Origin of the sequence: Paraburkholderia sp. 22098 (genome assembly GCF_052045935.1) — a bacterium.
Classification (GTDB): domain Bacteria; phylum Pseudomonadota; class Gammaproteobacteria; order Burkholderiales; family Burkholderiaceae; genus Paraburkholderia; species Paraburkholderia caledonica.
Window position 1 is genome coordinate 129,864 of sequence record NZ_JBQEPV010000014.1, and the last position, 11,891, is coordinate 141,754.

General features: G+C 59.2%; 10 protein-coding genes. 4 read left to right on the forward strand and 6 right to left on the reverse strand.

Features of this window, described 5'->3' with window-relative positions; genetic code table 11:
• Positions 1–67 precede the first annotated feature (67 nt).
• The 3 genes from ACTJLB_RS25770 to ACTJLB_RS25780 all read left to right on the forward strand — a co-directional run bounded on the left by ACTJLB_RS25770 (position 68) and on the right by ACTJLB_RS25780 (position 4,135).
• A complete protein-coding gene (locus ACTJLB_RS25770) occupies positions 68–1,624 on the forward strand; it encodes a phospholipase D-like domain-containing protein (RefSeq protein ID WP_440784911.1) in 1,557 nt (518 codons plus the stop codon).
• 212 nt (positions 1,625–1,836) lie between these two features.
• The gene (locus ACTJLB_RS25775; RefSeq protein WP_392395060.1) at positions 1,837–2,517 is read left to right on the forward strand and encodes a hypothetical protein; all 681 of its coding nucleotides are present in this window, start codon (positions 1,837–1,839) and stop codon (positions 2,515–2,517) included.
• 376 nt (positions 2,518–2,893) lie between these two features.
• Positions 2,894–4,135, forward strand: coding sequence for a hypothetical protein (locus ACTJLB_RS25780; protein ID WP_440784912.1), 1,242 nt, complete (start codon positions 2,894–2,896; stop codon positions 4,133–4,135).
• Positions 4,136–4,256: 121 nt separating this feature from the next.
• Here ACTJLB_RS25780 and ACTJLB_RS25785 read toward each other — a convergent pair whose 3' ends face one another.
• The 4 genes from ACTJLB_RS25785 to ACTJLB_RS25800 form a co-directional block, all read right to left on the reverse strand.
• Positions 4,257–5,288 carry a hypothetical protein gene (locus ACTJLB_RS25785; protein WP_440784913.1) on the reverse strand — a complete coding sequence of 344 codons (1,032 nt, stop codon included), beginning with the start codon at positions 5,286–5,288 and terminating at the stop codon, positions 4,257–4,259.
• A gap of 161 nt (positions 5,289–5,449) precedes the next feature.
• Positions 5,450–8,185: an MGH1-like glycoside hydrolase domain-containing protein gene (locus ACTJLB_RS25790; RefSeq protein WP_440784914.1), complete on the reverse strand. Its 2,736-nt coding sequence runs from the start codon at positions 8,183–8,185 to the stop codon at positions 5,450–5,452.
• A gap of 282 nt (positions 8,186–8,467) precedes the next feature.
• Complete coding sequence (locus ACTJLB_RS25795; RefSeq protein ID WP_310066942.1) at positions 8,468–8,842, reverse strand: DUF3564 domain-containing protein; 375 nt, start codon at positions 8,840–8,842, stop codon at positions 8,468–8,470.
• Between the two features lie 67 nt (positions 8,843–8,909).
• On the reverse strand, positions 8,910–9,245 hold the full coding sequence (locus tag ACTJLB_RS25800) for a c-type cytochrome (protein ID WP_179214059.1): 336 nt from the start codon (positions 9,243–9,245) through the stop codon (positions 8,910–8,912).
• 397 nt (positions 9,246–9,642) lie between these two features.
• On the opposite strand from ACTJLB_RS25800, the gene ACTJLB_RS25805 reads away from it, so the two are divergent.
• Positions 9,643–10,635, forward strand: a complete 993-nt coding sequence (locus ACTJLB_RS25805; protein WP_440784916.1) for a zinc-dependent alcohol dehydrogenase family protein — start codon at positions 9,643–9,645, stop codon at positions 10,633–10,635.
• Here the strand turns inward: ACTJLB_RS25805 and fnr are convergent.
• Both fnr and ACTJLB_RS25815 read right to left on the reverse strand, forming a co-directional pair.
• Positions 10,622–11,410 carry a fumarate/nitrate reduction transcriptional regulator Fnr gene (fnr, locus tag ACTJLB_RS25810; protein WP_440784918.1) on the reverse strand — a complete coding sequence of 263 codons (789 nt, stop codon included), beginning with the start codon at positions 11,408–11,410 and terminating at the stop codon, positions 10,622–10,624. The two genes, ACTJLB_RS25805 and fnr, sit on opposite strands and share 14 nt — an antisense overlap.
• Positions 11,403–11,834, reverse strand: coding sequence for a response regulator (locus ACTJLB_RS25815; RefSeq protein WP_392395065.1), 432 nt, complete (start codon positions 11,832–11,834; stop codon positions 11,403–11,405). The genes fnr and ACTJLB_RS25815 overlap by 8 nt, the downstream gene beginning before the upstream one ends.
• Positions 11,835–11,891 lie beyond the last annotated feature (57 nt).

The window sequence follows — 11,891 nt, forward strand, 5'->3', positions numbered from 1 at the left end:
AAAGCCGGCACAGGCGCGTCGGCAGGCGGATCCTGCAAGCGGTCCAGCAAGCGAAGAGAGCTCGATTATGGCCAGACTTCGAAATCTTGCCGCAGCCGTTCTGATTGTCATGCTGGCCGCGTGCGCCAGTCTGCCCCCACAAGTCGGACGCACGCCGACCTATGCGGCGCAAGATACACAAGCGACGCCGCTTGCCGAGCACTTCGCGTCCGGCGAGCACGGACATCCTGGCGAGAGCGCGTTCCACTTGCTACCCGATTCCGTCAACGCGCTCCTCGCGCGGGTGATCCTTACCGAAAAGGCTGAGAAAACACTCGACCTCGAGTACTACATCTGGCACAGCGACCTGACGGGGCGCGCTCTTGCGTTGGCCGTGCTGAAGGCGGCGGACCGCGGCGTCAGGGTGCGGGTACTGCTCGACGATCTCGGCACGAACGCCGACGACCAGGCGTTGCTCGCATTGAGCGCCCACCCCAGCATTTCTATTCGGCTCTTCAACCCCGTGGCGAGCCGCCGGTTCAAGAAGATTTCGGCTGCACTCGACTTCTCGCGCGTGAACCGCCGCATGCACAACAAGGCACTGATCGCCGATAACCGGGCTACGATTCTGGGCGGCCGAAATGTCGGCGACGAATATTTCGGTGCGTCGAGTGCAGTGTCATTCGGGGATCTCGACGTGTTGATGCATGGGCCGATCGTCCAGGATGTCTCGAACTCCTTCGACACGTTCTGGAATTCCGATGCGGCCTATCCGATCGACCGACTGATGGGCACCCCCGCAGACCCCGAAAAACTCGCGGCGTATCGCGCCGAACTGGACCGCTACGTCGCTTCGGAACAGGCCTCACCCTATGTCGCGCACGCGAGACAGCGGCTGGCTCAAGTCATCGAGAAGGGCGCCGCCGAGTATAGCTGGGGCAAAGCCACGCTGCTCTACGATGACCCGTCGAAAGTCACGCGCGCCCCTGAAGAGTCGCAAGGCCGCTTGTTGACCGCTCTCAGAGCGCAGGACCTTCATCCGAGTCGCGAACTGCTGATCATCTCCCCGTACTTTGTACCTGGAAAAAATGGCGTGGCCTGGCTGCGTGAGTTGACTGAAAATGGCGTGCGCGTGACGGTGCTGACCAACTCGCTGGCGGCAACCGATGTCGCCGCCGTTCATGCGGGATATCGGCGCTACCGCGAAGACCTGCTCGCCGCGGGCGTGCAGCTCTATGAATTCAAGCCCGTTGCAGCAGGCGTAGACGCGGCGAACAAGAAGCAGTTCTTCGGTTCGTCGAAAGCATCGCTGCATGCGAAGACGTTCGTATTCGACCGTGAACGGGTGTTCATCGGCTCGATGAATCTCGACCCGCGCTCGGTCCACCTCAACACTGAGATCGGCGTGTTGTGCGACAGCGCGGTGATCGCGAACCAGGTGATCGGCTACGTCGAACCGCGGCTGAATCAGATCGCGTGGCAGCTCGTACTGCGTACCGACGCAAACGGCAGTCGCAAAATCGTCTGGATCGATACCGCTGCGGACGGGACGGTGAGGGAACTGCACACAGAGCCGGACACCACCGTCCTGCGCCGCACCGGTGTGTGGTTCATGGGTCTGCTGCCCATCGAATCGCAGCTTTGAGCTGACGGAGGCATGCTCACGTCGCTGCCGGTCTGCAGCCGCATGCCGCTGACGTCGGAATGCTCGCGCTTGTCCCGGTACTCGCGGTACTCGCCGGTCTCACGCCTGCGAAAACAAGTTCCGAACTGCCGTCTCTTTCATATACTGCTCATATCAGCATCGCATGTTGGCAGCTACGAAACGTCACGTTGACTATCTCCGGTCGAGGCCATATGAGTACTATCGTGCCGGACGGACATGCCGAACCCGAACGGCGTGAACCGATTCTTAATACCGTTGATCGTGTCTGTGAAATATGTTTTGGCCTGTTCATGGCCCTGACATTCGTCGGCGCCGTCAAGGCAGTGACTGCACGCGAAGATGAAGGGTACAGGATGTTCTTTGCCGCGCTCGGATGCAATCTGGCGTGGGGCCTCGCCGACGCTGTGATGTACCTCGTACGCACGCTCGCCGATCGAGGGCAGCGCCTGAAACTCGCGCAGACCGTACAGCGGGAGCAGGACCCGGCGGTAGCCTTGCGGTTGTTGCGCGAAGCATTGCCCGAGAAGCTGGGGCGGCTCGTCGAAGATGCCGACCTCGAGCCGATCCGCGCGCGCCTCGCGACCGCATCGACGCTGCCACCCCGAGCCGGTTTTGTGCGTGGTGACTTCGTCGGCGCGCTAGGCATTTTTCTGCTTGTGGTCCTGGGTACGTTTCCCGTTGCGGTGCCGTTTCTCGTCGTGAGGGATGTCACAACGGCACTGATCGCCTCGCGCGTGCTCACTCTCGGGATGCTTTTCATCGCCGGCTTTGCGCTGGGGCGCTATACCGGTGCAGGGCCAATGAAGGCAGGTATTGCCATGATCGCGGTTGGCATTCTCCTTACGATGGCAATCATTACGCTCGGCGGCTAACGACTCCGAGCCGACTCGGGCGGAAACGGGTCGGTGACCTTTCAAATTAGAATCGTTAGCATTTCGATCGAGGCAACCGTCGGCTTGCGGCATCGCTTCTAACGCCTTTGAGCGCGACAGCCGGGCCTGAAAAATCATGGTCAACACGTCTTTCTTCGCCGGCGAGAAAGGTGGCGTCATGACCCAGATCAATCCCGGTTCTCAGGTTACTTCTACTCTTCTTTCATGAACTCGTCGTCCTTGCTACGGTAATTCACGTATGCGCGCTCAAAGCGGGTTCTCCCGACAATAGGGCTCCGGCTACCGGTATGCGACGACGGGTCTTATGCCACCCGTCGACATGGTCGGCTCGCGAGCGACCTGGGAGGAAGTGAAAATGTCTCGCAATCTGGACATACATCAGCGTGCGACAGTCACTGCCGCACCGTCCGCCGAAGAGATACTCAAGGATAGTGATGATTTTTCCGTAGTCCTTGGAGGTCCGTTCTTCCAGCTTCTGTGTCGCGCGCACATGGCCAACGATACGCTGGCTCTGATACGCCAGCGCATCGCCGTCATCGCGCTGCTGACCTGGGTGCCTCTCGCTGCGCTTGCCGCGCTTGAAGGGCATCTGCTGGACCGGACTATCGCCGTGCCGTTCCTGTACGACTTCGAAGTTCATATCAGGCTCCTTGTCGCAGTACCGCTATTGATACTCGCCGAGCTTGTCGTGCATCGGAGGCTCCGCCCCATTGCACGAGCATTCATTGACCGAAAAACGATTCCAGAAGCGTCGTCAGCACGGTTCGATGAGGCAATCAGGTCCGCATCCCGCCTGCGCAATTCCGTGCTTGCCGAGGTACTGATGCTTGCATTCGTCTATGGCGTCGGCGTTCTTGTCATCTGGCGTCACTACACCGCACTCCACGCAAGTACCTGGTATGCGACGGCCTCGCAGGACGATCTCAAGTTATCGCTCGCCGGAATGTGGTACGGCTACGTGAGCCTTCCAATCTTCCAGTTTCTGCTGCTTCGCTGGTATTTCCGGTTGTTCGTCTGGACCCGGTTTCTCTGGCAGGTCTCACGTATCAAGCTCAGCCTTGTCCCGACCCACCCCGATCGGGTCGGGGGGCTCGGCTTCCTCGCAAACACGGTCTATGCGTTTACCGTCCTGCTGGTAGCGCACGGTGCCATGTTGGCAGCGCAATTCGCAAATCGAATCCTGTTTACGGGCGCAGCGCTCACCGAGTTCAAGGTAGAGACTGGGGCGATGGTTCTGTTTCTCCTCTGCATAGTCTTCGGACCGCTGCTGGTTTTTGCCCCCCAACTCGCGAGTGCTAAACGCACAGGGCTGGGCGAATATGGCTCTCTGGCCCAGCGCTACGTGCGCGAATTCGATGAAAAATGGCTGCGAAATGGCGGGTCGCAGAACGAACCGCTGGTCGGCAGCGCAGATATCCAGTCGCTGGCTGATCTTGCGAACAGCTTTGAAGTCGTCAAAACCATGCGAATTGCGCCCATCACGAAGGACGCAATCCTACGGCTCGCCGCCGCCGTTCTTGTGCCCATCGTGCCGTTAGCGCTCACCATGATGTCTCTTGAGGAGTTACTGAAAAGACTATTCGGTTTGGTGTTCTAACAAGCCGGCGGTTGGCGGGATTCTGTTACGGGTCCGAGGAAGGAGAAGACCCGCCATGCTAACGGATGTACTTCTTGTGTTTCTCCCGATAGCGATTGCTCTGGATGCCCTGGCTACGGCCTCATATCGCCCGTGTCGCCGCATCGATGTGCAATCCGCCCGGCAGCAGCTCGCGACGCGGGAACCGTACAAGCACAAATGCCCGCACTATGGCGGGATTACCTGGAATGCGCGCGAAGTGGAACTCGATTTCCCGGTCCGTCTCGCCCTCTCGAGGTTGGATCACATTCATCATGTCGAGACGAACGCGTTTGCTCTGCACATAAAGGTGATCGGACGGTTTCGACAATACATTGCATACGCACTCCAGCTCGAGCTCGGCCTGCGTCCCGGGCACCCTGAGGCTGGCAAGTGTCTTCGTATGCTCGTCGATCTGCTCTTGAAGTCGATCCAGCTCGGCGAAGTCGGTACCTGAGTCGGTACCGGAGTCGGTACTGAAGGGCGCGCCGACGACCGCCCGCAGACCCGTGCCTTGCCGTTCCAACAGCGCGACTCGCTGCTCGATCAATGCTCGCGATTGCGTCGCCAGATCACGTTGCCTCGTGGCGAGACCTGCAAGGCCTTCCAACGCCAGTTGATCGATCATGCGGTGCGCAATCTCCGCACGCAACGACACGTCAGAATTGCCGCAGATTCTAATGCGATGATCGCTGAAGCACAGCGTAGTTTGCGGCACGTCATGACGAACGGAGTCTCCTTCCATGGTGACGCCCAATGTGTGCCGCTCGGTCATTGCCATCCCGAGGACGGCGTATGCTTCGGTTAAATTGGTCTGTCGATCGAAATAAGCACGCAAGGTTTCCGACCGGCTAAAGGCTTCAGCCAGATCGTCGCGCGTCGCAAAGAAGGCGCGGATTGCCGGATCGCGCGACCATGCGTCGGCGTTGGCATCGTGCGGCGGCGGCAGCGAACCGACAAGATCGTCCGCATAGCGCAATGACAGAGTCACCGCGTGTGTGAGCTTCGCCTCATAGTGACGCGCATACTTTAGTCCAGGGTTCATCGAAAGAACACGAGCAACCGCTTCGCTGGTCCTCGCATCCGGAATCGTATGCGCCTGCTGACGCCTGAACAATTCATGGAGAAATCCCATTTCGTGACTCCGGCCGGCATGTCCCAATGAACAATGAATAAAGCAAGGTTGGCGAACCCAGCTTGATCTGGAGCAAACGAACTCACGACCCACTCACGTCCACGCGGGAGTGACCACCGATCGAGCCAATTGCAGCAAGTTCAAAGACGTCGTAGCCGACTTCACCTTTGGTCTTGTCCCACACCCGCAACCTGCTCCTTGACGACTTTCGCCATCAGGTACGCGCGTTCTGTTTCCAGCAAAGATTTCGCGTCGATTCGCCCAAATATGTCTAAAAGCGGCGCAATCAATCCTGTCCAGCCCGTCTGATGACTAGCCCCCAGACCAGCTCCGTTGTCGCCGTGGAAGTACTCGTAAAACAGGATCAGATCGCGCCAGTGCGGATCGCTCTGGAATTTTTCCGTTCCGCCGTAGACGGGCCGTCTGCCATCTTCGCCGCGCAGGAAGGTGCCCGACAATCGGCGGACAATTTCCTCGGCCACTTCGAACAGCGACATCTGCTGGCCAGAACCGGTAGGACATTCGACCTTGAATTCGTCGCCGTAGAAACTGTACAGATTAATGAGCGCCCGCACGATGAGCAGATTGACCGGCATCCAGACGGGCCCGCGCCAATTGGAATTTCCGCCGAACATGCCGGTATTCGACTCGGCCGGCAGGTACTGAACCGTGTAGTCGATGCCACCAGTACGAAATACGAACGGGTGGTCCTCGTGATAGCGCGAAAGCGACCGGATGCCGTGAGGTCCAAGGAATTCGTTTTCGTCGAGGAGATAGCCGAGCACGCGCTCGAGTTTCTTCCTGTTCAGAATGGCGAGCAGGCGTCTTTTCTTGTAACCGATGAAACCTGCTTCTGTTGGTGCGACCTGCGCAATCAACTCTGGATGGCGTTCGCGAAACTGGGCAATCAACTCCATCAGCTTCGGATACCGGTCGACCGCATCTCCTTCGAATACCGTCGACGCGCACAACGGCAACAGCCCTACCATCGATCGCACCTTCAGCCGTGTTGCCTGGCCGTCCGGAAGGCGCAGCAGATCATAGAAGAAGCCGTCTTCCTCGTCCCACATTTCGTCGTGATGTACGCCACGGCGGTCCATCGCATACGAAATCCACATGAAATGCTGGACGAACTTGAAAGCAACCTCTTCATAGAGCGGATCGTATTCCGTCAGCAGGGTGGCCATCTCCAACATGCACTGGCAATAGAACGCCATCCACGCGGTTCCGTCCGCCTGCTCCAGTGTGCCTCCCGTCGGGAGTTGTGCGCTCCGATCGAACACGCCGATGTTATCCAGCCCGAGGAAGCCGCCCGCAAAGACGTTCCGGCCGGAAGGATCTTTGCGATTGACCCACCAGTTGAAATTGAGCATCAATGCCTGGAACGACCGCTCGAGGAAGCGGGGGTCTGCACGGCCCAACTGTTTTTCATACTTGTAGAGCCAGAGCGTGGCAGCGGCATGTACCGGCGGATTTACATCGCTGAAGTTCCACTCGTAAGCAGGAATCTGTCCGCTAGGGTGGAAGTACAGATTCCGCAGCATCAACAGCAGCTGTTCTTTGGCGAAGTCGAAATCTACCAGCGCGAGCGAGACCGTGTGAAACGCCAGATCCCAAGCCGCGTACCACGGATACTCCCACTTGTCAGGCATGGAGATCACGTCCGCGTTGAGCATGTGGAACCAGTCAGTGTTGCGCACGTCGCGTCGAGCCGAGTCCAGCAACGGATGGCTCTTATGCTCACGTAACCACTTTTCCAGGTCGAAGTAGTAATACTGCTTGCTCCATAACATCCCGGCCAGCGCCTGCCGATGAACACGGCGCTGATCTTCCGTCAGCGTCTTTGGCGCAATGCGCTCGTAGAACTCGTCGGCCTCGGCGATGCGGCTGTCGAACACCTTCTCGAAGCCGTCGAACGCATTCTCCATTTGCGCTGCTATCAACCGCAGCCGGAACGTCTTGCTGCCTCCGGCCGGCACCTCGACAGCATAGTGAGCCGCTGCCTTCGTGCCGCTTTTCGCGGGATTGACCGCGTCCGCTCGCGAGACGACGTAGTCGTGAAACGCGTCCTTCACGTAAGGAGACGAATTCGCCACGCCCCACAGACGCTGAGCATTGCTTTCATTTTCGGTGAACAGAGCCTCGCAATCTCCATCGCAATATAGCCAGTACTGCCCTAGCTCATGATGGGTGGCGCGGATAATGCCGGACCCCGCTTCGGTCAACGAGGGTTTCCGGTCGTCGCCGCCCCACGACCAGGTGTTGCGGAACCAGAGTGTCGGCAAGATCCGGATCTGTGCCGCATCCGGTCCGCGGTTGTGCACGGAAATCCGTACGAGTATGTCTTCCGGATCTGCCTTCGCGTACTCTACGAACACGTCGAAATAGCGGTCTTCGTCGAAGATGCCAGTGTCGAGCAGTTCGTACTCCATTTCTGTTCGCGATCTTTTGCGGTTGGTTTCGACAAGGTCGCGGTACGGATATTCCTTCTGCGGATATTTGTAGAGATACTTCATGTACGAGTGCGTGGGCGTACTGTCGATGTAGAAGTAATACTCTTTCACGTCCTCGCCATGATTGCCTTCGCTATTGGTGAGACCGAACAGGCGCTCCTTCAGGATCGGATCTTGCCCGTTCCAAAGCGCGAGCGCAAAGCAGAGCCGCTGCTGATCGTCACACAGTCCGCCGAGTCCGTCCTCGCCCCATCTGTACGTGCGTGAACGCGCCTGGTCGTGCGAAAAATAGTCCCATGCGTTGCCGTCGTCGCTGTAATCCTCCCTGACCGTCCCCCATTGCCGTTCGCTCAGGTAAGGTCCCCACTTTTTCCACGGGACCTGAGCTTCACGCTGTTCGTTCAAACGCTTCTGCTCCGTGACATCCACAATTGCGTCAGCCATGGTTTCAGCTCCGATACTGGGGTGAATCGATTCCGCTCGACCGTCGTGACATACCCGGCTTGACGTCGTCCTGATGGCACACTTTTCGCCTGACTAAGATGAACGTACCGACCCTTGGAAACTCAGGCACCGTTCCGAAACTACGTCTCGACTCAAATTCCTCCTGAACGATCAACCATACGGTGAATGCAGCCAATAGGACTTTGGTCCCACGGTTCGATAGCACTACGCAAATTGAGAAATGCCGACAGCCTCCTGTCGAACGGTCACCGCGCGCGCGGTTCAAGTTTCGTCGCCACCAGCGAAGAGGCCATGCTCGGGCGGCGCCTGCTCGTGATCGATACATTGGACATGCCAGTGCCCAGTCATCAGCGCGCGGCCGCGCTTCGCGCACCATTGCGCGCGCCCGGTTTCGCCTTCAAAGGGACCGTCGCAACCGTTGAGTTCCAACCCTTCGAGAACGCATAGCGGCGTGGCGTCGTTGGGGCCGCACACGAGCGTATTGCCGCAATCCACGTGCAACGAACCCCATTCCGGCAGTTCCAGCCCGAGGTGACCCTCGCGCGACCATCGCCGCGTGTCCTCATCGAGCCAGAGGATTGCAAAAGCCATCGGATGGACGCAATTGAATGTATCGAGATGAACTGTGAGGCGCATGACAATCTCCGAACGTAGCTGCCGTCAATTGACCCGGACTACGGAAACCGTGGTTTTCGCAGGGCGGTTATTGACTGAGTACCCATTGCACCAGCGTGTGTGCGTCTTCTGCCGATATCGGCCCGCCACGATCGGCTGGCAACGGCATCGCCATGTCGCCCCAATGCGCCTTGCCGCCTAACCGCAGCTTGTGCTCAAGCATGAATTGCGCGTTTGGAACGTCGCGGTAGCGAGCGGCGATCTGCTCGAACGACGGCGCGAGGAAGGGCGCGTCACGTGTATGGCAGAACATGCAGTGATGCTGATCCACCAGCGCGGCCGGCTCCGGCTCGGCCTGAACGGCTGTAGCAACCAGCAGAAACGCGGCACATGCGAGACGGCAGCGACGGGATATGGCGTTCATGGCGCGCGCTTCTGTTCATGGGAATGAGACCAGTGTAAGGTCCGCCGCTGCTGCGCCGTTGACCTCGATCAACCGGCATAAGGCGTGTGAATTTGACCGGCAGCGCGTAGATCCTATGCTGATGAGAGGCACACTGCGATGAGACCGCATACGCCATACAATCGGGTGGCTGTCGCGAAGATTTGGGCTTCAGAGCCGATTCACTGCGCGAAGAAGATCTGCTCGCTGCGTTTGAATTGATCGGCGTCGCATCGAACAAGCAGACAATCAATCTGCTAAACGGGAATGGCGCAAAGCCGTGCTCTTACACAGTGGTTACTTCCGCTTTTGTGACTGAAGCCCACGAATCTATTGTTTTGGGGCGACAGAGGTTCAGTACTGACCAAAGGGAGTTCCTATGCGCGCAATGGTTTTCGATGGTGACTCACCAATCCTATGCGAAGAGGATGTGCCGGATCCTACGCCCGGTATTGGAGAAGTGCTGATCGATATCCACGCGTGCGGCGTGTGCCGCACCGATCTTCACCTGGTCGATCGCGAGATCGCTCGTCCTAAGCGGCCCGTTATTCCCGGTCATGAGATCGTCGGCACGGTGGCGGAAGTGGGTGCCGGCGTGACGGGTTTCGCTGTCGGAGATCGCGTGGGCGTGCCGTGGGTAGGTTACACATGCCGCCACTGCCGCTACTGCCTTTCGGCGCGGGAAAATCTCTGCGACGAGGCCCGTTTCACCGGCTATACGATCGACGGCGGTTACGCTCAACGCACAGTCGCAGACAGCCGCTACTGCTTTCATCTGCCGGTACAGTACTCCGATATCGAGGCGGCGCCGCTGCTATGCGCAGGACTCATCGGCTACCGCACCTTGAGCATGGCGGGCGACGCACTGCGCATCGGTATTTACGGTTTCGGTGCCGCGGCGCATATCGTCGCTCAAGTGGCGCGTCATCAACGGCGCACGGTCTATGCATTCACGCGGCCCGGCGATCAGGCGGCGCAGCAACTCGCACTACGGATGGGTGCGGCGTGGGCGGGTGACAGCAACGAGGCGCCGCCCGACGAACTGGATGCGGCGTTGCTGTTCGCCCCGGTCGGCGCGCTCGTTCCACAGGCTTTGCGCGCAGTCGTGAAAGGGGGCGTAGTAGTTTGCGGCGGAATTCACATGAGCGACATTCCGTCGTTTCCCTATTCGTTTCTATGGGGCGAACGGCGCCTTGTTTCGGTCGCAAATCTGACTCGCGACGACGGGCTGGCTTTCATGCGCATTGCGAGTGAAGCGCGGCTCACGCTTGAAACCACGACTTATGCGTTGGAGGACGCAAATCGCGCACTCGCCGACCTGCGCGATGGCCGCCTGACGGGCGCAGCGGTGCTCGCCATCAAACCCGAATGAGGCCGTCGTGATCGAGAATCCGGATGTCCTTGCCGCGCGCATCGAGTAAGCCGTCGCGCTGGAACCGCGACAGCATCCGGCTCACCGTTTCGAGCTTGATCCCAAGATAGCTGCCAATTTCCTCGCGCGTCATGCGCAGATGGAACTCGGCCGGCGAATAGCCGCGCTTTCTCAGGCGCTCCGACAGATTCAGCAGGAACGTGGCCACACGCTGTTCCGCTGACATCGTGCCGAGCAGCATCATCTGCGACGATTCACGCACGATCTCGCTGCCCATCATACGGTGCACGTGCTGCTGAACGGCCTTCACTTCGCGGCACATCGTCTCGAGCAGATGAAACGGAATGATGCAGACCTTGCTGTCCTCGAGCGCTACCGCATCGCAGCTATGGTGACCGGAGCACACGCCGTCGAACCCGAGGGAATCGCCGGCGAGATGAAAGCCCGTCACATGCTCCCGGCCGTCGCGGTGCATGACGACGGTCTTGAACGACCCGGCCCGCACTGCATAGATGCTCTCGAACGGATCGTTCGCGCGGAAGATCGTCTCACCCTGCCTGATAGTGCGTGACGGACAGATGAGCGCTTCGATTCTCTGCAACTCCTCGGGCGTCAGGCTTTGCGGCATGCACATCGGACGCATCGAACACGACGAGCAGCGCATCGCGTCCTTGCGCGTCGCGCGGTCCGTGGTACGTCCCTGTTCCGGCGTCGATGCAACATGCAGCGGGACGAATGTGCGAGAGCTGACCGGATAAGAGACAACGTCAGACATGATTTGCTCCAGATTGAAGAGGGGTGCGTGCACGATGTTCGCTGGCGATCCGCTGGATCGCGCTTCGCGCAAGTTCGAATTCGCGAGTCTTGTCGAAAAAGTATTGCGCGCCGCACGTCAGGCACGCGCGCCGGAACCAGGCGCCGGATCGGTTCGTCAACACCATCGTGATGACGTGAGGCATGCGTTGCGCGAGCAGGGCCAGCAATTCCATGCCGCTACCGCCGTTCAGATGCAACTCCGTCACCACAAGGTGAGCTGCGCGGGCCTCGATGCCCGCGAATGCGGCACCGGGCTCCTCGGCCTCACCGACAATTTCTACGCCCTCGAGTGAGCCGAACAGCGCAGCCATACGGCGCCGTACCGGGAATGCATCGTCGACGAGAAAGACACGCAGGGCGGGGTGGTTGAGGCCTGAGTTCATGCCTCGAAGTATCGGCCGCGCCATCTCAAAATAAAATCGGCGAGGAGCGAACTTGGA

Bases quoted from the DNA above. Each gene is read 5' to 3' on its own strand.
- ACTJLB_RS25770 (WP_440784911.1), top strand. From the start codon at position 68: ATGGCCAGACTTCGAAATCTTGCCGCAGCCGTTCTGATTGTCATGCTG.
- ACTJLB_RS25775 (WP_392395060.1), top strand. From the start codon at position 1,837: ATGAGTACTATCGTGCCGGACGGACATGCCGAACCCGAACGGCGTGAA.
- ACTJLB_RS25780 (WP_440784912.1), top strand. From the start codon at position 2,894: ATGTCTCGCAATCTGGACATACATCAGCGTGCGACAGTCACTGCCGCA.
- ACTJLB_RS25785 (WP_440784913.1), bottom strand. From the start codon at position 5,288: ATGGGATTTCTCCATGAATTGTTCAGGCGTCAGCAGGCGCATACGATT.
- ACTJLB_RS25790 (WP_440784914.1), bottom strand. From the start codon at position 8,185: ATGGCTGACGCAATTGTGGATGTCACGGAGCAGAAGCGTTTGAACGAA.
- ACTJLB_RS25795 (WP_310066942.1), bottom strand. From the start codon at position 8,842: ATGCGCCTCACAGTTCATCTCGATACATTCAATTGCGTCCATCCGATG.
- ACTJLB_RS25800 (WP_179214059.1), bottom strand. From the start codon at position 9,245: ATGAACGCCATATCCCGTCGCTGCCGTCTCGCATGTGCCGCGTTTCTG.
- ACTJLB_RS25805 (WP_440784916.1), top strand. From the start codon at position 9,643: ATGCGCGCAATGGTTTTCGATGGTGACTCACCAATCCTATGCGAAGAG.
- fnr (WP_440784918.1), bottom strand. From the start codon at position 11,410: ATGTCTGACGTTGTCTCTTATCCGGTCAGCTCTCGCACATTCGTCCCG.
- ACTJLB_RS25815 (WP_392395065.1), bottom strand. From the start codon at position 11,834: ATGAACTCAGGCCTCAACCACCCCGCCCTGCGTGTCTTTCTCGTCGAC.